We start from the raw sequence: 20,887 nt of genomic DNA, 5'->3' as shown, positions 1-20,887 counted from the left end.
AGGATAGGAGACAGATCACATTATGAAAAAACAGGGACGTTTCAGCACGAAAATGATCATATTGATTCCGGTGTTTGTTATTGGAATTATATCTATTATTTCGAGTGTTCTGGCAGTAAAAAATATTCGTAAGGTTAATGAGAATGCAACACAGATTGCGAATGGTTATATGGTCTGTATCGCAGATTTGGGATCAATTCAGATAGAAACAGAAAAGATTCATCGGCTTGGATTGTCACATATTGTAGCAACAGATCTTGACTCAATGATCTCTCTTGTAGATGTCATACGTTCAGAACAGACGGTGCTTGATGAGTATCTGTCAGATTTTGAACAGTTTATAGATGATTCAGACCGCGAAAATTACGAGGCGATATTGTCAAATTATGAAGGTTTGAAATATGAAAATGCAAATCTTATGGCATACAGCGCCAATGGAAACAAAGAGGCTGCGTATGCTTTGGCAAACGGTGCAATTTCAGAGTATGCAGACAAGATAGATCAGAATATTACAGCAATCCAGGAAGTGGTAAATAATAATGCAGATACGGCAAAGCAGCAATTGACCAAGGTATATAAGTATTCTTTGACGGTCAGCTTCGTTACGATTGCTGTCAGCATGGCATCTTTGCTGTTTGCGGTATTTTCTGTACTGAAGATGGTAATCGTACCACTTTCTAAAACGAAGAATGAGATCAATGAGATTATTGATGATATAGACAGAAGAGAAGGAGACCTGACCAGACGAGTAACCATTATGGAGAATCAGGAAGTGGCAGCAGTCGGCAGTGGCATCAACCTTTTCATGGGAAAATTACAGGATATTTTTAAAACGATCATTCATAATTCAAAACGTATGGAAACGGTAGTCAATGAAGTCCGTGAAAGTGTTATGACATCAAACAGCAGTGTGTCTGATCTGTCTGCATTAACGGAGGAACTTTCAGCTACCATGCAGGAGATGTCAGATAATGCTGCTTTGATCAATTCCAATACGGAATCTGTTGCGGGAGAGGTAAATCAGATTGCGGAGCGTACAACTGAGATTAATAATTATACGAAAGAAATGAAAGGTCATGCGGATTCCATGGAATCTGCTGCGCGTTCTAATATGGAATCTACCGGCACGAAAGTCAATGAGATTCTTGAGGTATTAAACAGGGCGATTGAGGACAGTAACAGTGTAAATCAGGTAAATAGCCTGACGGATGATATTTTGAATATTGCAAGCCAGACAAACCTGCTAGCATTAAATGCATCTATTGAAGCAGCCAGAGCAGGGGATGCAGGACGCGGTTTTGCTGTTGTTGCAACAGAGATCAGTCAGCTTGCAGCTGCCAGTCAGGAAGCTGCAAACCGTATCCAGCAGATCAACAGTGTTGTGACTCAGGCAGTGCATAATTTAGCAGACAATGCAAATGGACTGGTACAATATATGAACGAGTCGATTCTTCCAGAGTTTGAAGAATTCGTAACGGCCGGAAGTGAATATAAAAATAAGGCGACCTACATAGAGAATGTCATGAACGAGTTTGAATCAAAGACAGATTCGTTGAAGAATACAATGGTTGAAATACAAAAGTCCATCAATACGATCGCACATGCCATCGAGGAGGGCGCAAAGGGAGTCAGCAATGCAGCAGACAGCACGCAGGTGCTGGTTACGGATATGGAAAATATCTCGAACCGTATGGATGAGAACTTTGAGATTGCAACCGATTTGAAGAAAGAAACTGCAATATTTACCAAAATATAATGTCGGCAAGGTATCTAATAATAAAATAATAGCTAGGCAGCGCAGGGACAGGAGAAAAATCCTGTCTCTGTTTTCAATTTGTAAGCTTGTCAGGCAGAAAAAATTGTTATATAATGACGTGTACGGCGTTTGAAAATCTTTTCCGGATTTATAAAACGGAAAATGAGAATACAGGAGGAAAACAAACAATGAGCAAAGTAAGAACAAGATTTGCACCAAGTCCTACAGGAAGAATGCATGTGGGAAATCTGCGTTCTGCATTATATGAGTTTTTAATTGCCAAACATGCGGGCGGAGATTTTATGCTTCGTATCGAAGATACGGATCAGGAGCGCTTTGTGGAAGGTGCAGTTGATATCATATATCACACATTAGAGGAGACAGGTCTGGTTCATGATGAGGGACCGGATAAGGATGGCGGTTATGGTCCTTATGTGCAGAGTGAACGTATGAAGACCGGCATCTACATGAAATATGCCAAAGAATTAGTAGAAAAAGGCGAAGCATACTACTGCTTCTGCGACAAGGAGCGTTTAGAGTCCTTAAAAACAGAAGTGGACGGTAAAGAGATCATGATGTATGACAAACACTGTCTGCATTTAAGTAAAGAAGAAGTGGAGGCAAATCTTGCTGCTGGCAAACCGTTTGTCATCCGTCAGAACATCCCGAACGAGGGAACAACGACCTTCCATGATGAGTTATACGGTGATATCACGGTAGATAATGCGGAACTTGATGATATGATCCTGATCAAATCCGATGGATATCCGACCTATAATTTTGCAAACGTGGTTGACGATCATACCATGAACATCACACATGTGGTACGTGGAAATGAGTATCTTTCCTCTTCGCCGAAATACCAGCGTCTGTATGATGCATTTGGCTGGGAATCACCGGTTTACATCCATCTGCCGCTGATCACGGATGAAAACCACAAGAAACTTTCTAAGAGAAGCGGACATTCTTCTTTTGAAGATCTATTAGAGCAGGGATTTTTAAGTGAAGCAGTTGTAAACTATATCTCACTGCTTGGCTGGAGTCCGGAAGATAACAGAGAAATTTTTACCTTAGATGAGCTGATCAAAGAATTTGATTACCACAGAATCAGCAAATCACCGGCAGTTTTTGATTACACAAAGTTAAAATGGATGAATGGCGAATACATCAAAGCTATGGATTTTGACAGTTTCTATGAAAAAGCAGAGCCATATATCCGCGAGGTGATCACAAAGGATCTTGATTTAAAGAAGATTGCAGCAATGGTAAAAACCAGAATCGAAGTATTCCCGGATATCAAAGAGCATATTGATTTCTTTGAGGCACTTCCGGAATATGATGTGGCAATGTACACACACAAGAAGATGAAGACAAATGCGGAAACTTCCTTAAAAGTATTAAAAGATGTACTTCCTCTGTTAGAGGCACAGGAAGATTACAGCAATGATGCATTATATGCCACATTGTTAAAATATGTGGAAGAGACCGGCGTGAAGAACGGTTATGTTATGTGGCCGATCCGTACGGCTGTTTCCGGCAAACAGATGACACCGGGCGGAGCGACAGAGCTGATGGAGGTACTTGGAAAAGAGGAGTCCATTGCCCGCATCAAAAAAGGTATTGAATTATTAGAGCAGTAAGAGTTTTTTATCAGGCAGGGAGATTTTCAATTTCCCTGCCGTTTCAAATCTATGAATTGAGGTAATCTATGAGCTTTAACGCATCACAGACACGGGCAATCCATCACAAAAACGGACCGATGCTCGTTCTTGCCGGACCGGGTTCCGGAAAAACCCTTGTAATCACAGAACGTACAAAATATCTGATCGAAGTGTGTGGGATAGATCCGGCACAGATCCTTGTCATTACGTTTACAAAAGCTGCGGCAACGGAGATGAAGCGAAGATTTCAGCGGAAAATGAACCGGTCATGTCCAGTGACATTTGGCACGTTTCATGCAGTATATTTTGCTATTTTAAAACATGCATATAATTACAGCGCAGACAATATTGCCAGGGAGGAACAGCGCTACCAGTGTATGCGTGAGATCATAGCGAAAGAACATCTGACCTATGAGGATGAGACGGAGTTTATCACATCTCTGTTAGGGGAGATCAGTCTGGTCAAAAATTCCGGGATAGAAATCGCCAACTATTATTCGAAAAACTGTGCGGAGACCGTGTTCCGAAAGGTTTATCGCCAATATCATGAATTTTTGTACAAAAACAGACTGATTGATTTTGATGACATGTTAGTATACACGAAGGAACTTTTTGAACAGCGTGCCGATATTCTTGCCGCATGGCAGAATAAATACCGCTATATTTTGATCGATGAGTTTCAGGACATCAACCGGATCCAGTATGACATTATAAAAATGTTAGCGGGTGAGCGGAAAAATCTGTTTATCGTGGGGGATGATGACCAGTCGATCTACCGTTTCCGGGGCGCAAAGCCGGAGATCATGTTACATTTTAAAGATGATTATCCGGAGGCGGAGAAGGTTCTTTTAGATGTGAATTACCGTTCCGTAAAAAACATTGTGACAAGTGCCGGATATCTCATCGGCCACAATAAGGAACGCTTTCAGAAAAAAATAGAGGCGGCGGATCAGGGGGATATCCCGGTTGAATGGCAGTTGTTTGAAAGCCAGCGCAAAGAAAATGCAAGAATCATCTGGGATATTCAGGAGGCGGTGGAGAAAGGCGCAAAATATGAAGAATTTGCAGTGCTTTTCCGCACCAATACACAGCCGCGACTTCTGATGGAACAGCTGATGGAGTATAATATTCCATTCCGAACGAGAGATACCGTGCCGAACTTATACGAGCACTGGATCGCAAAAGATATTTTTGCATACATAAGGATTGCGCTGGGAAGCAGGGAACGCAGGGATTTCCTGCAGATCATGAACCGTCCGAAACGCTATATCAGCCGGGAATCGCTAGACGAGGAGACCGTGGCATTTGATGTGTGGGAGTGGTACTATGAGGAACAGCCGTGGGTGGCAAAGCGCATCGAAAAATTAGAGGGCGATATCCGTATGTTAGAGAGATTAAGTCCGTATGCGGCGATCAATTACATCCGGAAGGCAATCGGATATGATGAGTTTTGTACAGAATATGCGGATTACAGACGTATTAAAGCGGATGATCTGTTTGATGTTTTGGATGAGCTCCTGGATGCAGCGAGGGAATATAAGACTTATGATGCGTGGTTTGACCACATTGAAAATTACACAAAAGAGCTGCAGGAATTTTACCGCGTGCAGAATCAGAACCCGAACAGTGTTGCGTTAGCAACATTACATAGTGCAAAAGGTCTGGAATATGAAAATGTCTATATCATTGACGTCAATGAGGGCGTCATGCCATACAAAAAAGCAGTGCTGGAACCGGAAGTGGAAGAAGAGCGAAGGATGTTTTATGTAGGAATGACGAGAGCAAAAAAAAATCTGCATCTTTTTTCAGTCAGACAACTGAACCATAAAGATGCAGAAATTTCCCGTTTTATCAAAGAAGCGCAGCCACCGGAAAAGAAGAAGGATTAATCATCCATCTCCTCGAAGGCTGCCTCGTCTAAAAGTTCGTCAAAACGGTCGGATACAGCTTCGTATTCTTCATCGTCCTCAATGTTATCAAGGGAAGGATTGCCTTCGCTGTCTTCAGAATAACGATAAATAAATACTTCGCCTGCCTCGTTTTCCTCGCCATTTTCATCCAATGGAAGAAGTGCGATGTAATCGCGTTCGCCAATTGTAAAAATGGTAAGAATCTCACATTCTACCTGACTTCCGTCGTCAAGATCAAGGGTTACAACGATATCTTCATCGTCATTGTTCTGGTTGAAATCGCTCATGCCGATACCTCTCTTTTTTATAGTGGTCCTAATAAAGACAATGACATCATAACATAATCGGATGTGATTGAACATATTTTTCTATACAAAATGTGAAAAAAAAGGTATACTATTTTTATTAGAAAAAGATACTGGGGTACGATAGAAAAGGTGGCAGACAGCATGGATTACACGATCAGAGAAGGCAATTACGAAAAGTTAGGAGTACAGAAAAAGGATGATGCAGTGATTTTTACGTTCGAAGGGGAAAAAGAAGAGAACTGCAGCATTCTTTTTTATGGGAAAAAAGCAGAACCTGTCTGCAAAATTTTAGTACCGGAGGAATATTGCCGGGGATCCGTGCGTTCTGTGGCCGTAACCGGTAAGTTATGGAAAAATTTAAGATACAATTATGAGATAAACGGAAAAATCATTACGGATACCTATGCAACCCGTATTATCGGCAGGGAAAAATGGAATGACAAAACCCGCAGTGAGAAGGATTATTTTATCTGTGGCGGTGCATATCCGCAGGCATTTGACTGGGAAAACGACAGACAGCCGGAGATTAAACGGCAGCAGATGGTTATGTATAAACTGCATGTGCGGGGATTTTCCATGGAGGATACATCCTGTCCGAGAAAAGAACGGGGGACATTCCGAGCGATTACAGATAAAATCCCATATCTGAAAAAACTTGGCATTACGACCATAGAGCTGATGCCTGCCTACGAGTTTGAGGAACAGGTGATCCCAAAGAAAACGGTACTGCCGGATTACCTTAAGTGGGAAAGTCACGGAGAAGATCTGATCAAACCGGAAAGTGTACAGCCGGTGGAAAAGATTAATTACTGGGGGTATGTTTCCGGCAATTATTTTGCACCGAAGGCATCCTACAGCAGCAGTGCAGATGCAGCGTCTGAGTTTCGGGAACTGGTACATACACTGCATGAGAACGGCATGGAATGTGTGATGGAATTTTATTTTGCGCCGGGGATGAACCAGAATGTGATTTTAGATGCACTTCGGTTCTGGGTTCGTGAGTATCATGTGGATGGATTTCATCTTCAGGGGGATTCACTGCCTGTTACGGCGGCGGCACAGGACCTTCTGCTCAGCCGGACAAAGCTGTTTTATACACATTTTGATCCGATCCTTTTGGAAAATGCAAAAAAATATCATCATTTATATGTATACAGTGATGAATACCTGTACCCGGCGAGAAAAATGCTGAACCATATGGAAGGAAACCTTAACGAGTTTTTCTGCCAGCAGAGAAAGCAAAACAGCGTGGAAGGGTTTGTCAATTACATTACTAATAATAATGGATTTACATTGTGGGATCTGTTTTCCTACTGTGAAAAACACAATCTGGAGAACGGGGAAGATAACTGTGATGGAAACAGTTTCAATTACAGCAGTAACTGTGGCGTGGAGGGAAATACCAGAAAAAGATACATTGATAATCTGCGGAAAAAACAGGTTAGAAATGCGTTGGCAATGGAGTTTCTGGCACAGGGTGTTCCATTGGTTTTAGGGGGCGATGAGTTCTTAAACTCACAGCAGGGTAATAACAATGCCTACTGTCAGGACAATAAGACCGGCTGGCTGAACTGGAAGAAACAAAAGAAGGAAACATGGCTGGCTGAATTTATAAAAAATCTGGCAGATTTCCGCAGGGAGCATCCGATCATCGCATCAGAACATCCGATGGAATTAAATGATTACGGCAGGAAAGGTTTCCCGGATCTTTCCTATCATGGGGAGAGCGCATGGATCTCTTCGATACCGGCTGACAGACAGGCGGCGGGGATTCTGTATTGCGGCGAATATGAAAAGAAGACAGATCAGACACCGGATGATTATATCTATATCGGCTATAATTTTCATAGCGGTCTGTCGCATCTTGCGCTGCCGAAACTTCCGCAGAACAAGAAATGGTATCTTTTGATGACTACGGCAGCGGAAAATTCGTTCCTGCCGGAAAAAGAAATCCTCGAGGATCAGCATCTTTTAGCAATCGAGGGTCAGTCGATCAATATTGTAATTGGAATATAAAAGTAGTAAAGAGGGTAAAAGAACATGATAAAGGCATGGAAACATTTATGCACGATCCTGCATCACAAAAATCTGGTCCGGGCAGGCTGTTTTAAGATCGGACTTTATAAGCAGGGACTGCTGCATGACATGTCGAAGTATACACCGACAGAATTTCTGGTGGGATGCAAATATTATCAGGGGACAATGAGTCCGAATAACGCAGAACGTGAAGATAAAGGGTATTCTGCGGCATGGCTTCACCATAAAGGACGAAATAAACATCATATGGAGTACTGGATTGATTATGGAGTCGGTGATGGAAGAGATGGACAAAAAACACATCGCGGGATCTGTGGCATGAAGATGCCGATTAAGTATGTAGCGGAGATGTATGTGGACCGCGTTTCTGCATCAAAGAATTATCAGCGTGATAAATTTAAACTGGACAGTCCGCTCCAGTATTATCTGAAGGGCAGAAAATATTATATTTTAAATGAAGACACAAAAGCCATGTTGGAATTATTACTGGTGATGCTGGCGGTAAAAGGGGAAGATGAAGTGAATCATTTCCTCAAATATGAGGTATTAAAGGGAAAAGTTCCCTATGAAAAAGAATACCTCATAAATCTCAGGAAAAATCTGGAAAAAGGCAGTGCATATCATCTGGAAGAGGAGCAGTGAGAACAAAAGATTCTCCTGTGATGGGATGCGAAAACGTTAAGCGGTAGGAGTGAAGTGCCTGCCGCTTTATTGTTGTGTCCGTCGGATTGTAAAGAAAATCCCCGATCAGCGGATGCCCAATTGATTTTAAGTGAACACGGATCTGATGGGTACGTCCGGTCTCTAAATGCAGCGATAACAGGGACAATCCGTCATGATAAGCAAGACGTCTGTAATGCGTGATGGCGCGTTCTCCGTTTTCAAAGTCAATCTGCCGTTTGATTGTCGATCCGGCAACACGTCCGATCGGAGCATCAATCGTTCCGGATTCGGGTGTTTTTCCGGAGGCAATGGCAATGTATTCTCTCGATATTTCACGTCTGGCTGCCGCGGTACTTAAAATAGCGGAACTTAACATGTGCTTTGCGATCAGAGTGAGTCCGGTCGTGTCACGGTCAAGGCGGTTGACGCAGCGGAAAGTATATGGAATCTCCTGGTCATTGTAATAGCCGCATACGGCATTTGCAAGCGTATGATCGTAATGATTCAGAGAAGGGTGAACGGGCATTTGAGCCGGCTTGTTTACGGCGAGGATATCCTCGTCCTCATAACAGATCGAAAGCGGCATGGAGACCGGTAAAATGTGCGCGGAGGAAGTGCTTTCTTCCAAGCGGATAAAAAGTTCATCTCCGGCGGATAACTTTGTGCGCATATAAGCCCATACGCCATTAAGCAGAACACTTTCGGGTGTTTTTTTCAGTTGTACAAATACTGCATTGGGATAGCCTTTTAATGAAAGGTATTCCCGAATGGTTAAGGAGTCGTATTCCGGTTCTATCCGGTATGTGAATTGTCGAATCATACGGACATTATATAATAAAACTTTGGAAAAATAAATGGGGAAAAGCACGCACACCCTGGTCAAAACATAGAATGTATTAATAAAGCTTTTAAGGTGCGTTTTGAAAACATTCTTATCCCCACTTACGCCAGAGCAGGAAAACGAATGCCTGAAAAAATTAAAAAAAGGTAGCCTTGAAGCAAGAAACGAACTGACACTTCACAATATGCGGCTGGTTGCACATGTTGCGAAAAAATATCAGAACTCAGAAGAAGATATGGAGGATCTGATCTCGATCGGAACGATAGGACTGATGAAGGCGATCGCAACCTACAAGGAAGATTACGGGAGCAGGCTTGCAACTTATGCAGCCAGGTGTATCGACAATGAACTTCTGATGTATTTTCGCGCAAAAAAGAAAGTGTCGCGTGAAGTATCATTATATGAACCGATCGGTATGGATAAAGAGGGAAACCAGATCCATCTGCTTGATATTGTAGAGAGTGAGGAGCCGGATGTTGTGGAGATGATGGAACGTACAAGACAGATTGAAAAGCTGCTTGGACTGGTTCCAAAAGTGCTGCAGGAACGGGAACTGTATATTGTTGTACACCGGTACGGATTATTTGGAAATAAGGCGATGACGCAGAGGGAAATTGCTTCCGCGGTTGGAATTTCGCGTTCTTACGTTTCGCGTATTGAAAAAAAGGCGCTGGATAAATTAAAAAAAAGTTTTTGCGAATAAGGTTGTACTTGCTACTATGAATGTGTTATACTTAGGCGACGGCGGATGTCGCCGCCTTATGTTCGGATTTGTATAAAGTCTAGGAAACTGAGCACAGACTGCTCAGTTGTCAGATGCACCGGCTGGCATATGCTGGTGCAGATCAGTTGCAGCATTTCTGCTGTGATCATCAGATAAATCAGAGGAAAAATGAATAAAAAGGAGGAGTACGTTGTATAGTATTGTATCAACGGCAATCATACACGGGATCCAGAGTGTACCGATTTCTGTGGAAGCAGATGTGAGTGATGGTCTGCCTGTGTTTGAAATGGTAGGATTTCTTGCTTCGGAAGTGCAGGAAGCCAAAGAGAGAGTGCGTACAGCATTGAAAAACTGTGGCTTTGCCCTGCCTCCAAAGCATATTACGATCAATTTTACGCCTGCGAATATCAGAAAATCCGGTTCCGGGTTTGACCTTCCGGTTGCGGTGGCAGTCCTTACCGCATTCGGGTATATCAGACAGGAAATGGTCAGGGAATATTTTGTAGCGGGAGAGGTTGGACTGAATGGAAAAGTACAACCGGTAAATGGAATTTTGCCAATGGTGGCGGAGGCAAAAGAAAGAGGAATGAAAAAATGTATGGTTCCATGGAAAAATGCAGGAGAGGCGGCATTGGTATCGGACATGCAGGTATTTGCCGTAAAAAATCTTGCGGATGCTGTGAATATCTTAAACGGAAATGGAGAATATTTTGATACTCCATATAATATAGAAGAAATGCAGACAGGGAGGATATTGGACTTTGCGGATGTGAGCGGTCAGGAGCTTGTAAAACGTGCCTGCGAAACGGCTGTTTCGGGAATGCATAACCTGCTTTTTGTCGGTCCTCCGGGAGCAGGAAAAACAATGATCGCAGAGCGGATCCCTGGAATTTTACCTTCGTTAAATACAAAAGAACGCATGGAACTTTCTAAGATATACAGTGTTTGCGGACTTTTAGAGCACAAAAGGGGACTGATGCAGGAAAGACCTTTTCGCGCGCCGCATCACACGATCACACCGCAGGGGCTTGCAGGAGGTGGTGCGGTGCCAAAACCGGGAGAAATTTCACTGGCGCATAAAGGAATCCTGTTTTTAGACGAACTGACAGAATTTCAGCGGGAAACTTTAGAGATATTAAGACAGCCGATGGAGGAGAAAAAAATCTGTATAGCAAGGCTGAATGCAAGTTATGAATATCCGGCTGATTTTATGCTTGTGGCAGCAATGAATCCCTGCAAATGCGGGTATTATCCGGACATGCAAAGATGTACCTGTACATCGGCTGCGATTGACCGGTATCTGCGGAAGGTCAGCAGACCGCTTTTGGATCGGATCGACATTTGTGTGGAAGTTCCACAGGTCAGATTTCGGGATCTTTACAATACCGGAAAAAGTGAAAAATCCGAAGAAATCCGAGCACGTGTTGTGCGCACGCAGGAAATACAAAAAATGCGGTATCGGGGAGAAAATTTTTGCTTTAACAGTCATATCCCGTCTTCGCGGATTTTTGAATATTGTAAACTTGACAAAAAACAGGAAATTTACATGGAACAAATGTATGACAAATTGAATCTGACTGCCCGCACGTACCATAAGATACTGCGTGTGGCGCGTACACTGGCGGATATGGATGAAAGCGAACAGATAAAAATGAGCCATTTAAACGAGGCGCTTTGCTACAGAAATATTGATAAAAAATTCTGGGAGGGGATGGATTGATCAATTATGCATACTGGCTTTCTAATATACCGGGAATTGGAATACGCACCAGAAACAGACTGATCGGTGCAGCGGGAAGTGCGCGGGAAGTTTATGGACTGACAGAAAAACAGCTTCTTCTGATACCAGGGGTGGAAGAAAAGCATGCTGCAGGGATTATGGAGAGTAAAAAAAGAGATTATGATACAGAGTACGAAAGCATGGCGGAAAGAGAAATTTTCTTCTTGTCCAGAGAAGAACAGCTATTTCCGCAACGTCTCGCCGCGATTCCGGATGCACCGTACAGTCTGTATGTAAAAGGGACTATTCCACAGGAGTGGAATAATAAGACAGTGGCGATCGTGGGGGCACGCCGCTGTTCCGCTTATGGCAGATCAGTGGCAGAGAAGATCGCAGGAAGGCTTGCTGCATCTGACGCGTGGGTTGTAAGCGGCATGGCATCAGGGGTTGATGGCAGTGGACATACAGGTGCACTGCGTAAAAACGGATATACATGCGCAGTGTTAGGCTGCGGGGTAGATATCTGTTATCCGAAGTCAAACAGCAGAATATATCAGGAGATACTTGAAAAAAACGGTGCGATCATTTCAGAATATCCACCGGGTACAAATCCGTCTGCGCCACTTTTCCCGGCAAGAAACAGGATCATTGCAGGTCTTGCTGATGTGGTAGTGATCGTTGAGGCAAAAATAAAAAGCGGATCGCTTATTACAGCGGATTATGCGTTAGAACAGGGAAAGGATATTTATGCGGTGCCGGGGCGTATGTATGATGCTTTGAGTGAGGGGTGTAACAATCTGATAAGACAGGGTGCCGGGATCATTTCTGACGTAGATGAATTTTTAAAAGAACTCGAATTACAGGGGGAGATAAATACCGGAGAAGATAATTTGAAAAATTTATTACTTGAAAAAGATGAGCGACTGGTGTATAGTTGTCTAAGTTTACGACCGAAAAACGTCGGGGAGCTTTTACAGAAGACTGGTATGTCAGTGCCGGAAATGATGGACATTCTTGCCAGACTTCTGCAAAAAGGTTTTATTACCGAGACGGTTAAAAATTATTATATCAGAAAAATCTAAAAGAAATTGTTAGATATGGCAATCCGTATAAGAAGAACAGGATTGTTGTCAGACGCAATAGGGATTGTGCGCATGGCGGACTGGTCTATTGTCAGAAATAAAAGGAGATGGATGCATGGCAAAGTATCTTGTTATTGTGGAGTCGCCCGCAAAGGTAAAGACAATAAAAAAATTTCTGGGAAAAAATTATGAGGTAGTAGCATCAAACGGACATGTGAGAGATCTGCCGAAAAGCCAGATGGGAATTGATATAGAGAATGATTTTGAACCAAAATATATTACGATTCGCGGAAAGGGAGATATTTTAGCAAAGCTGCGCAAGGAAGCAAAAAAAGCAGATAAAGTTTATCTCGCAACTGACCCCGACCGCGAGGGAGAGGCGATTTCATGGCATCTGAGCCAGGCACTGAAATTAGACGATAAAAATGCACAGAGAATCACTTTTAATGAGATTACACAGAATGCAGTGAAAGCATCCTTAAAAGAACCCCGTAAGATTGATATGAATCTTGTGGATGCACAGCAGACCAGAAGAATCCTGGATCGTCTGGTAGGATATGAGATCAGTCCGTTATTGTGGGCAAAAGTAAAAAGAGGACTTAGCGCCGGGCGTGTCCAGTCTGTTGCACTTCGCATTATCTGTGACCGTGAGGATGAAATTAACGCATTTATCCCGGAAGAATACTGGACACTGGATGCAGAATTATCTGTAAAAGGAGAGAGAAAGACACTGCTCGCAAAATTTTATGGAGATGAGAACGGAAAACTTACGATTTCCAGTAAAGAGCAGGCAGACCGCATCATGGCAGAGATGCAGAAAGAGGAGTTTCATGTTTTAGAAGTAAAAAAAGGAGAACGTGTGAAAAAGGCCCCATTGCCATTTACAACCAGTACGCTGCAGCAGGAAGCATCTAAGGCACTTAATTTCCCGATTTCAAAGACTATGCGGATTGCACAGCAGTTATACGAAGGTGTTGATGTCAAAGGACAGGGAACAGTTGGTCTTATCACTTACTTAAGGACGGATTCTGTTCGTATTTCGGAAGAGGCAGATGCACAGGCGCGGGAATATATTGCCGGAAATTATGGTGAAAACTATATCGCAGGCGAAAAAACGACGAAAAAGAACGGTGCCAAAATACAGGATGCACATGAGGCAATCCGCCCATCTGATATTAACCGTACTCCGGTCATGGTAAAAGAGTCATTGTCGCGTGATCAGTTCCGCCTTTACCAGTTGATCTGGAAACGTTTTACGGCAAGCAGAATGGCGCAGGCGGTTTACGAGACAACGAACGTAAAGATCGGAGCAGGAGAATACCGGTTTACAGTGTCTGCATCGAAAATAGCATTTGACGGATTTATGTCGGTGTATACAAGTGATGACGACGAAAAAGCAGAGAATAATGTTCTGGTAGGTTCTATTGATGAGAATACAGTGCTTAATTTAAAAGAGTTTGATGAAAAACAGCATTTTACACAGCCGCCGGCACATTATACAGAGGCATCTCTGGTAAAAACATTGGAGGAACTGGGAATTGGACGTCCTAGTACCTATTCTCCTACCATCACAACATTGCTCGGCAGACGTTATATTGTCAAGGAAGCGAAAAATTTATATGTGACAGAACTTGGAGAAGTGGTAAATCAGATTATGAAGGAATCATTTCCAAGTATTGTAGATGAACATTTTACTGCAAATATGGAATCGCTGCTGGATGGAGTTGAGGAAGGCAATGTAAACTGGAAAACAGTGGTGCGTAATTTCTATCCGGATCTTGATGAGGCGGTAAAAGCGGCACAGAAAGATCTGGAAAAAGTAAAAATAGAAGATGAAGTGACAGATGTTATCTGTGATGTCTGTGGCAGGAACATGGTAGTAAAATATGGGCCGCATGGTAAATTCCTTGCGTGCCCGGGATTTCCGGAATGCCGGAATACAAAACCTTATCTTGAAAAAATCGGGGTTACATGTCCGAAATGCGGCAAGGAGGTTGTACTCCGCAAAACGAAAAAAGGCAGAAAATATTTCGGGTGTGAGGATAATCCAGAATGCGATTTTATGAGCTGGTCAAGGCCTGTTGCGGAGAAATGTCCAAAATGTGGCGGTTATATGGTGATTAAAGGAAACAAAATTGTATGTGCAGATGAACAATGCGGTTATGTGACAGATCGTAAAAAAGTTGAAAAAGATTCCGAATAATGAAATAATTTTATGGAAAATATATTAGAATATTGAATTTTCAGAATTAACGTGATAAAATATAAGATATCATGAAAGACATATATGTAGTCAGGAGGCACGTATTATGAGTGTTCAGTTGTTAGATAAAACAAGAAAAATCAATAAATTGCTTCACAATAATAATTCTTCCAAAGTGGTATTTAATGATATATGTGATGTATTAAAAGAAATACTGGAATCAAATATCCTGGTCATCAGTAAAAAAGGAAAAGTACTTGGAACAGGAGTACTTCAGGGTGTGGAAGAGATCAATGAATTGATTGTGGACGAGGTAGGAGGTTTTATCGACCCGCTTTTAAATGAACGTTTGCTTGGAATCCTGTCCACAAAAGAAAATGTGAATCTTGAAACACTTGGATTTGTGGATGATGTAAAAAAATATACAGCAATCATCACACCGATTGATATTGCGGGAGAACGACTGGGAACATTATTTGTATATCGCGAGAACCGTCAATATGATATAGATGACATTATACTGAGTGAATATGGAACAACGGTGGTCGGACTTGAAATGATGCGTTCTGTAAATGAAGAAAATGCAGAAGAGACAAGAAAAGTACAGATTGTAAAATCTGCGATCAGTACATTGTCTTTTTCAGAATTAGAGGCAATCACACATATTTTTGATGAGATGGATGGCAAGGAAGGGATCCTTGTTGCGAGCAAGATTGCAGACCGTGTTGGGATTACAAGATCTGTAATCGTAAATGCACTACGGAAATTTGAAAGTGCAGGTGTGATCGAATCAAGATCTTCGGGAATGAAAGGAACATACATCAAAGTATTAAATGATGTTGTGTTTGATGAACTGGACAAAATAAAGAAAGAGAATCATAAGAATAGTTAAAACAAAAAGGAATTTGTTATGTTATTTGTTAAACATAGCGGATTCCTTTTTGAGTCGTACACCTGAAAGTGGAAAGAATACAGATGAATGCCATTCGTTGTATGAAACCTGCTGTTTCATATCCCTAAATTTGAAAAATCGAATGATAAGATAAAAATCTTCTTGAAAAATTTTCATTTTCGGGGATGTTTTTGCGGAAACGCTGGTGTTTCATCTGAAGAAGATGCGCGCAAAAACGCGGAAAATGTCGAAAAAGAGAGAAATATGAAAGATAAGGACAAATTGTAGTACACCAAATCATAAAATAATACAAAATACGGGAAAAAACTACGAAAAAAAAATAAAAAACTCTTGTGTTTTTTTGAGATATTTTATAATAAAATAGAATAATATAGAAAATAGTGCATGAAAGGAGCAACAGTATGTTTACAACAAATGTATTTGACTATACAAATATACTTGATAAAGCGGCTGATGCAAGCTGGATGCGTGAGAATGTGATAACCAATAATATTGCAAATATAGACACACCTGGATACAAGAGACAGGATGTTGACTTTGAGTCCGTATTGCAGAAAGCACTTGGCAAGACAAAATACAGCAGCCTTGATAAAAAGGTGAGGGAGCTGAATCAGGATCTGGGGAAACTTACAACGACATCTTATACAGATGCGGCAAATTATTCTTATCGACTTGACCGCAATAATGTGGATGAAAACACAGAAAATGCGGAGCTGGCTTCTGAATCACTGAGATATCAGCTTTTGACAACGGCGATAACAAATAATTTTTCGAGAATGCAGACGGTTCTAAAGTAATAGAATACATACTTTTACGAACATTTGACTGCCACGGATAAAAGATTGAAAATGGAACAAAGGATGGAAAGTATATGGGATTATTTCAGGCATTTGATATCAGCGCAAGTGGAATGACAGCAGAACGCTTTCGTATGGACACGATCGCACAGAATATTGCAAATATAAATACAACGAGGACGGAAGACGGTACACCATATCGGAGAAAGATCGTTACATTTGCAGAAAAGACAGAAACACCTTTTTCACAGTATTATGAGACTGCAAGAGCGAGAGCGGTTGGAAATGGCGTGAAGGTGACATCTGTAAAAGAGGATGATGAGACAGAGATGCGTATGGTTTATGATCCGTCTCATCCGGATGCAGACGAAAATGGATATGTTACATACCCGAATGTGAATACGGTAACTGAAATGACAAACCTGATTGATGCAACAAGAGCATATGAAGCAAATACAACAGCATTTGACGCGACGAAAAGTATGGTGCAGGCTGCACTGAATATCAGTAAGTAAGGAAAGGAATGACGGTAAATGGATATTACTTCATTAACAGGGATCACATCAGATTATATTGAAAAGGTGGCGGAACAGAACAGACTTGTAAATACTTCGGATGACAGCTTTCAGTCGGTGCTTGATTCGGCGATGAATGTATTGTCAGAAACGAGCGATTTACAGAATGATGCAGAAGCGGCCCAGATAGAATTTGCCCTTGGAAAGGCAGATAATCCGCATGATATGCAGATTGCGGCAAAGAAAGCACTTACAGCACTTCAGTATACAACAGCGGTAAGGGATAAAATGCTGGATGCATATAAAGAAATCATGAATATGCAAATTTAATGAATGGAGTCAGATAACATGCCGGAACAGGTGCAAAATATATTAAATAAGATTACAGAATGGTGGAAAAAGTTTAATACAAAGCAGAAAGCGTTATTGATCAGCATTGTCGCAGTGATCATTGTTGCGCTGGCAATACTGGCAGCGGTTGTCAGTAAACCCAATATGGTTACACTGCACGAGTGTCAGACAACAGCAGAGGCAGGTACAGTGAAGGATCTTCTGGATGGCGAGAGCATTTCTTATCAGATGTCTCAGGATGGACTGATCTTTTATGTAGATGCAAAAGATGAGGCGGCTGCTTCGATTCTGCTCGGAAAAAATGATATACCGAGCCAGGGCGCATCCATTGATAATGTTTTTGATGGTGGATTCAGTTCGACAGAGGCAGACAAGACAAAGAAATACAAAGTTTATCTGCAGAAATATTTTGCTGAACAGTTGGAAACCCTGTCAAATGTTGAAAGTGCTTCTGTAACACTCGATATTCCAAATGATGATGGAACAATTCTTGCAAAAGATCAGGATTCCTATGCAGCAGTGATTCTTACTTTAAACGGAGATATGGATGAGGATCAGGCAGCAGGTCTTGCAAAATACATAGCAACACAGCTTGGAAATAAAAATACAGATAATATTCAGATTTTAGATTCTAATTCGAATGTCTTATTCTCAGGAGACTCTTCTGATACCAATGTGGGAACTGCAAACAGCCAGCTCTCTGTAAAATCAAAAGCAGAAAACCTGGTAAAGAGTAAAGTGAAAGATGTTATGGTGGGTTCTTCTTTGTTTGACCATGTGGAAGTGGCACCGGAACTTGTGATGGATTTCGATACGTCAGAAGAAGCAACGCATGAATATTATGCACCGGACGGACAGACGAATGGTATGGTTGGCAGTAAGAGTGAATACGAATCAGAATCAGAAGGTGGTGCAGCTGCAACACCTGGAACAGATTCGAATGATGATACGTCTTATGTGATTGAAGATAACAATTACACACACAGTACTGTTACAGATACAACCACAAACTACCAGAACAATGAAAAGGTAACGAAAAAGTCATCAAATGGCGGAACTGTTAATTATGCAGACTCTTCCGTTTCTCTGGTAGCAACGAAATACCGCATTTACGATGAAGATACATTGCGTGCATCCGGAGCACTCGATAACATGACATTTGATGAGTATGTTGCAGCAAACAGTGATCCGACACCGATTACGGTTGATCAGGAATATATCACGATGATTTCAAATGCAACAGGAATCCCAACAGACAAGATTACCATCATTGCACAGGAAGAACCGGTTTTCCAGTATTCTTCCGGTGGAAGAAGTGCTTCTGATTATTTGCAGATCGTACTTGTAGTATTGATCCTTCTTCTTTTAGGCTATGTGGTGTTCCGCAGTACCAGAAAAGAGAAAGTGGCAGAGATCGAACCGGAGCTTTCTGTTGAAAGCCTGCTTGAGTCAACAAAAGAAAGCCAGGAAGAAATGCAGGATATTGGATATAATGAGAAGTCTGAGACACGTATCCTGATTGAAAAATTTGTGGAAGACAATCCAGAAGCGGCAGCATCATTATTGCGCAACTGGCTGAACGAGGAGTGGGAATAAGGTATGGCAACGAACACACAAGATTATACTGGAATACAAAAGGCAGCAATCCTTTTGATTGCTTTGGGACCGGAGCGGTCTGCAGATATCTTTAAGCATTTAAAAGAAGATGAAATTGAAGAACTGACACTTGAGATCGCGAACACCAGAAGTGTTTCACCACAGGTTAAGGAAGATGTTTTAAATGAATTTTATCAGATCTGTTTGGCACAGCAGTATATTGCAGAAGGCGGTATTGGATATGCAAAAGAGCTGCTGGATAAGGCTCTTGGTGAGGACAGGGCAAAGGAAGTTATCACAAAACTTACAGCGTCCCTGCAGGTACGTCCATTTGAATTTGTTCGAAAAACAGATCCAAGCCAGTTATTGAACTTTATTCAGGATGAACATCCACAGACAATCGCAATGATTTTGTCGTATCTGACATCAGCCCAGGCTGCACTTGTGATTGGAGCACTTCCGCCGGAAAAACAGGCAGATGTTGCAAAACGTATTGCAATGATGGATCGTACATCTCCGGATGTGATCAAAGAGGTAGAGCGTGTGCTGGAAAAGAAACTTTCTTCCCTTGTCAACCAGGATTACACCATTGTTGGCGGTGTGGATGCCATCGTAAACATTTTAAATACGGTAGACCGTACGACAGAAAAACATATTATGGAGTCTTTGGAGATCGAAGAACCGGAACTGGCAGACGAGATCCGCAAGAAGATGTTTGTATTCGAGGATATTTTGCTGCTTGATGACCGTGCAATCCAGAGAGTGCTTCGTGATGTCGATAATGCTGACCTTGGAGTTGCCTTAAAGGCTGCAAACGAAGAAGTACAGAACGTTATCTTTAAGAATCTTTCAAAACGACTGGCTGCAATGATCAAAGAGGATATGGAGTTTATGGGACCTGTCCGTATGAAAGATGTTGAGGAGGCTCAGCAGAAAGTTGTCAGTGTCATTCGTAAATTAGAGGATTCTGGAGAGATTGTAATCTCCAGAGGCGGAGGTGACGAGATCGTTGTCTAATCTTTACAAACCGTGGTTCGTGCATACAGAGAGTCAGAATACAAGGGTGATCGATTCAAATGATCATATACAGGAGTTTCTGAAACAACAGATGGTAAAACAAGACCGGCCTGTAGGACCGGATGGATTTGCGGAGGGGATTATTACTGACAAAACAGAGAATGTAATCCCTGTAGAAGAACCGGAACAGGATATGACTGCTGTGAATGAAAAAGCGGAGCAGATACTTTCGCAGGCAAGAGCACAGGCAGATGTGCTGATTGATGATGCAAGACAGGAAGCGGAAGCTATCCGTGATGAAGCAAAAAAACAGGGTTATCTGGAAGGACAGAATACATTAGAACAGGAGTATAACCAGAAAAAACAGCAGTTAGAACAGGAACAACAGCAGAAAAAAATACAGTTGCAGAATTCTTATCAGGAAAAACAAAAAAACATGGAAAAAGAACTGGTAGATGTGATATTAAATGTTTTTAATAAGGTTTTTCATATCCAGTTTGATGATAAGAAAGAGATCCTGCTTCATCTGATCAATAATGCTATCGCAAATATCGAAGATGAAAAGCATTTCCGGATTAAGGTTGCAGGAGACAATGTGTCATTTTTAGAAAAGCATAAAGATGAAATATTAGATTATGTCGGACATGACATAGAACTTGAAATTGTTCCTGATTATACACTGAATGAAAATGCGTGCACCATAGAGACTGACGCAGGAATATTTGACTGTGGTGTAGACGTACAGCTTGATAATCTGATGAAGGATATCAAAGCATTATGCTCATAGAGGTGA

At 41.8% G+C, this 20,887-nt stretch carries 18 protein-coding genes; 16 read left to right on the top strand and 2 right to left on the bottom strand.

What is annotated here, in order from left to right:
- Positions 1 to 22 precede the first annotated feature (22 nt).
- The 3 genes from RIL182_RS11285 to RIL182_RS11275 all read left to right on the top strand — a co-directional run bounded on the left by RIL182_RS11285 (position 23) and on the right by RIL182_RS11275 (position 5,306).
- Positions 23 to 1,756, top strand: coding sequence for a methyl-accepting chemotaxis protein (locus RIL182_RS11285; protein WP_006857511.1), 1,734 nt, complete (start codon positions 23 to 25; stop codon positions 1,754 to 1,756).
- A 188-nt stretch (positions 1,757 to 1,944) separates the two neighbouring features.
- Complete coding sequence (gene gltX, locus RIL182_RS11280) at positions 1,945 to 3,396, top strand: glutamate--tRNA ligase (RefSeq protein ID WP_015520425.1); 1,452 nt, start codon at positions 1,945 to 1,947, stop codon at positions 3,394 to 3,396.
- Positions 3,397 to 3,464: 68 nt separating this feature from the next.
- Positions 3,465 to 5,306 carry an ATP-dependent helicase gene (locus tag RIL182_RS11275; RefSeq protein ID WP_006857509.1) on the top strand — a complete coding sequence of 614 codons (1,842 nt, stop codon included), beginning with the start codon at positions 3,465 to 3,467 and terminating at the stop codon, positions 5,304 to 5,306.
- On the opposite strand, the gene RIL182_RS11270 is transcribed toward RIL182_RS11275, so the two are convergent.
- Positions 5,303 to 5,614, bottom strand: a complete 312-nt coding sequence (locus RIL182_RS11270) for a DUF1292 domain-containing protein (protein ID WP_044999111.1) — start codon at positions 5,612 to 5,614, stop codon at positions 5,303 to 5,305. The two genes, RIL182_RS11275 and RIL182_RS11270, sit on opposite strands and share 4 nt — an antisense overlap.
- A gap of 162 nt (positions 5,615 to 5,776) precedes the next feature.
- Between RIL182_RS11270 and RIL182_RS11265 the strand changes: the two genes are divergently transcribed.
- Together RIL182_RS11265 and RIL182_RS11260 are read left to right on the top strand one after the other, a co-directional pair.
- Positions 5,777 to 7,651 (top strand): alpha-amylase family glycosyl hydrolase, encoded by a 1,875-nt coding sequence (locus RIL182_RS11265; protein WP_006857508.1) that lies wholly within the window; start codon positions 5,777 to 5,779, stop codon positions 7,649 to 7,651.
- Positions 7,652 to 7,675: 24 nt separating this feature from the next.
- Positions 7,676 to 8,314 (top strand): DUF5662 family protein, encoded by a 639-nt coding sequence (locus RIL182_RS11260; RefSeq protein ID WP_006857507.1) that lies wholly within the window; start codon positions 7,676 to 7,678, stop codon positions 8,312 to 8,314.
- On the opposite strand, the gene RIL182_RS11255 is transcribed toward RIL182_RS11260, so the two are convergent.
- The gene (locus RIL182_RS11255; RefSeq protein WP_044999123.1) at positions 8,262 to 9,155 is read right to left on the bottom strand and encodes an RluA family pseudouridine synthase; all 894 of its coding nucleotides are present in this window, start codon (positions 9,153 to 9,155) and stop codon (positions 8,262 to 8,264) included. The genes RIL182_RS11260 and RIL182_RS11255 overlap by 53 nt on opposite strands.
- A 100-nt stretch (positions 9,156 to 9,255) precedes the next feature.
- On the opposite strand from RIL182_RS11255, the gene sigK reads away from it, so the two are divergent.
- The 11 genes from sigK to RIL182_RS11200 all read left to right on the top strand — a co-directional run bounded on the left by sigK (position 9,256) and on the right by RIL182_RS11200 (position 20,881).
- Positions 9,256 to 9,879, top strand: a complete 624-nt coding sequence (gene sigK / locus RIL182_RS11250) for an RNA polymerase sporulation sigma factor SigK (protein ID WP_006857506.1) — start codon at positions 9,256 to 9,258, stop codon at positions 9,877 to 9,879.
- A gap of 211 nt (positions 9,880 to 10,090) precedes the next feature.
- Positions 10,091 to 11,620: a YifB family Mg chelatase-like AAA ATPase gene (locus RIL182_RS11245; protein ID WP_022112324.1), complete on the top strand. Its 1,530-nt coding sequence runs from the start codon at positions 10,091 to 10,093 to the stop codon at positions 11,618 to 11,620.
- Complete coding sequence (dprA, locus tag RIL182_RS11240) at positions 11,617 to 12,702, top strand: DNA-processing protein DprA (protein ID WP_006857505.1); 1,086 nt, start codon at positions 11,617 to 11,619, stop codon at positions 12,700 to 12,702. The genes RIL182_RS11245 and dprA overlap by 4 nt, the downstream gene beginning before the upstream one ends.
- A 115-nt stretch (positions 12,703 to 12,817) precedes the next feature.
- A complete protein-coding gene (topA, locus tag RIL182_RS11235) occupies positions 12,818 to 14,905 on the top strand; it encodes a type I DNA topoisomerase (RefSeq protein WP_006857504.1) in 2,088 nt (695 codons plus the stop codon).
- Between the two features lie 106 nt (positions 14,906 to 15,011).
- The gene (gene codY / locus RIL182_RS11230; RefSeq protein ID WP_006857503.1) at positions 15,012 to 15,797 is read left to right on the top strand and encodes a GTP-sensing pleiotropic transcriptional regulator CodY; all 786 of its coding nucleotides are present in this window, start codon (positions 15,012 to 15,014) and stop codon (positions 15,795 to 15,797) included.
- Positions 15,798 to 16,219: 422 nt separating this feature from the next.
- Entirely contained in the window at positions 16,220 to 16,615 is a 396-nt protein-coding gene (gene flgB / locus RIL182_RS11225; protein ID WP_006857501.1) for a flagellar basal body rod protein FlgB, read from the top strand.
- 74 nt (positions 16,616 to 16,689) lie between these two features.
- Positions 16,690 to 17,130, top strand: coding sequence for a flagellar basal body rod protein FlgC (flgC, locus tag RIL182_RS11220; protein ID WP_006857500.1), 441 nt, complete (start codon positions 16,690 to 16,692; stop codon positions 17,128 to 17,130).
- 18 nt (positions 17,131 to 17,148) lie between these two features.
- The gene (gene fliE, locus RIL182_RS11215) at positions 17,149 to 17,460 is read left to right on the top strand and encodes a flagellar hook-basal body complex protein FliE (protein ID WP_006857499.1); all 312 of its coding nucleotides are present in this window, start codon (positions 17,149 to 17,151) and stop codon (positions 17,458 to 17,460) included.
- Between the two features lie 3 nt (positions 17,461 to 17,463).
- Positions 17,464 to 19,077, top strand: coding sequence for a flagellar basal-body MS-ring/collar protein FliF (gene fliF, locus RIL182_RS11210; protein WP_006857589.1), 1,614 nt, complete (start codon positions 17,464 to 17,466; stop codon positions 19,075 to 19,077).
- A 3-nt stretch (positions 19,078 to 19,080) separates the two neighbouring features.
- On the top strand, positions 19,081 to 20,094 hold the full coding sequence (fliG, locus tag RIL182_RS11205; protein ID WP_006857498.1) for a flagellar motor switch protein FliG: 1,014 nt from the start codon (positions 19,081 to 19,083) through the stop codon (positions 20,092 to 20,094).
- Positions 20,095 to 20,185: 91 nt separating this feature from the next.
- A complete protein-coding gene (locus tag RIL182_RS11200) occupies positions 20,186 to 20,881 on the top strand; it encodes a FliH/SctL family protein (RefSeq protein ID WP_243128679.1) in 696 nt (231 codons plus the stop codon).
- The last annotated feature ends 6 nt before the right edge of the window (positions 20,882 to 20,887 follow it).

Source organism: Roseburia intestinalis L1-82 (assembly GCF_900537995.1).
Taxonomy (GTDB): Bacteria; Bacillota; Clostridia; order Lachnospirales; family Lachnospiraceae; genus Roseburia; species Roseburia intestinalis.
This window is presented reverse-complemented; position numbering and strand designations above follow the sequence as displayed.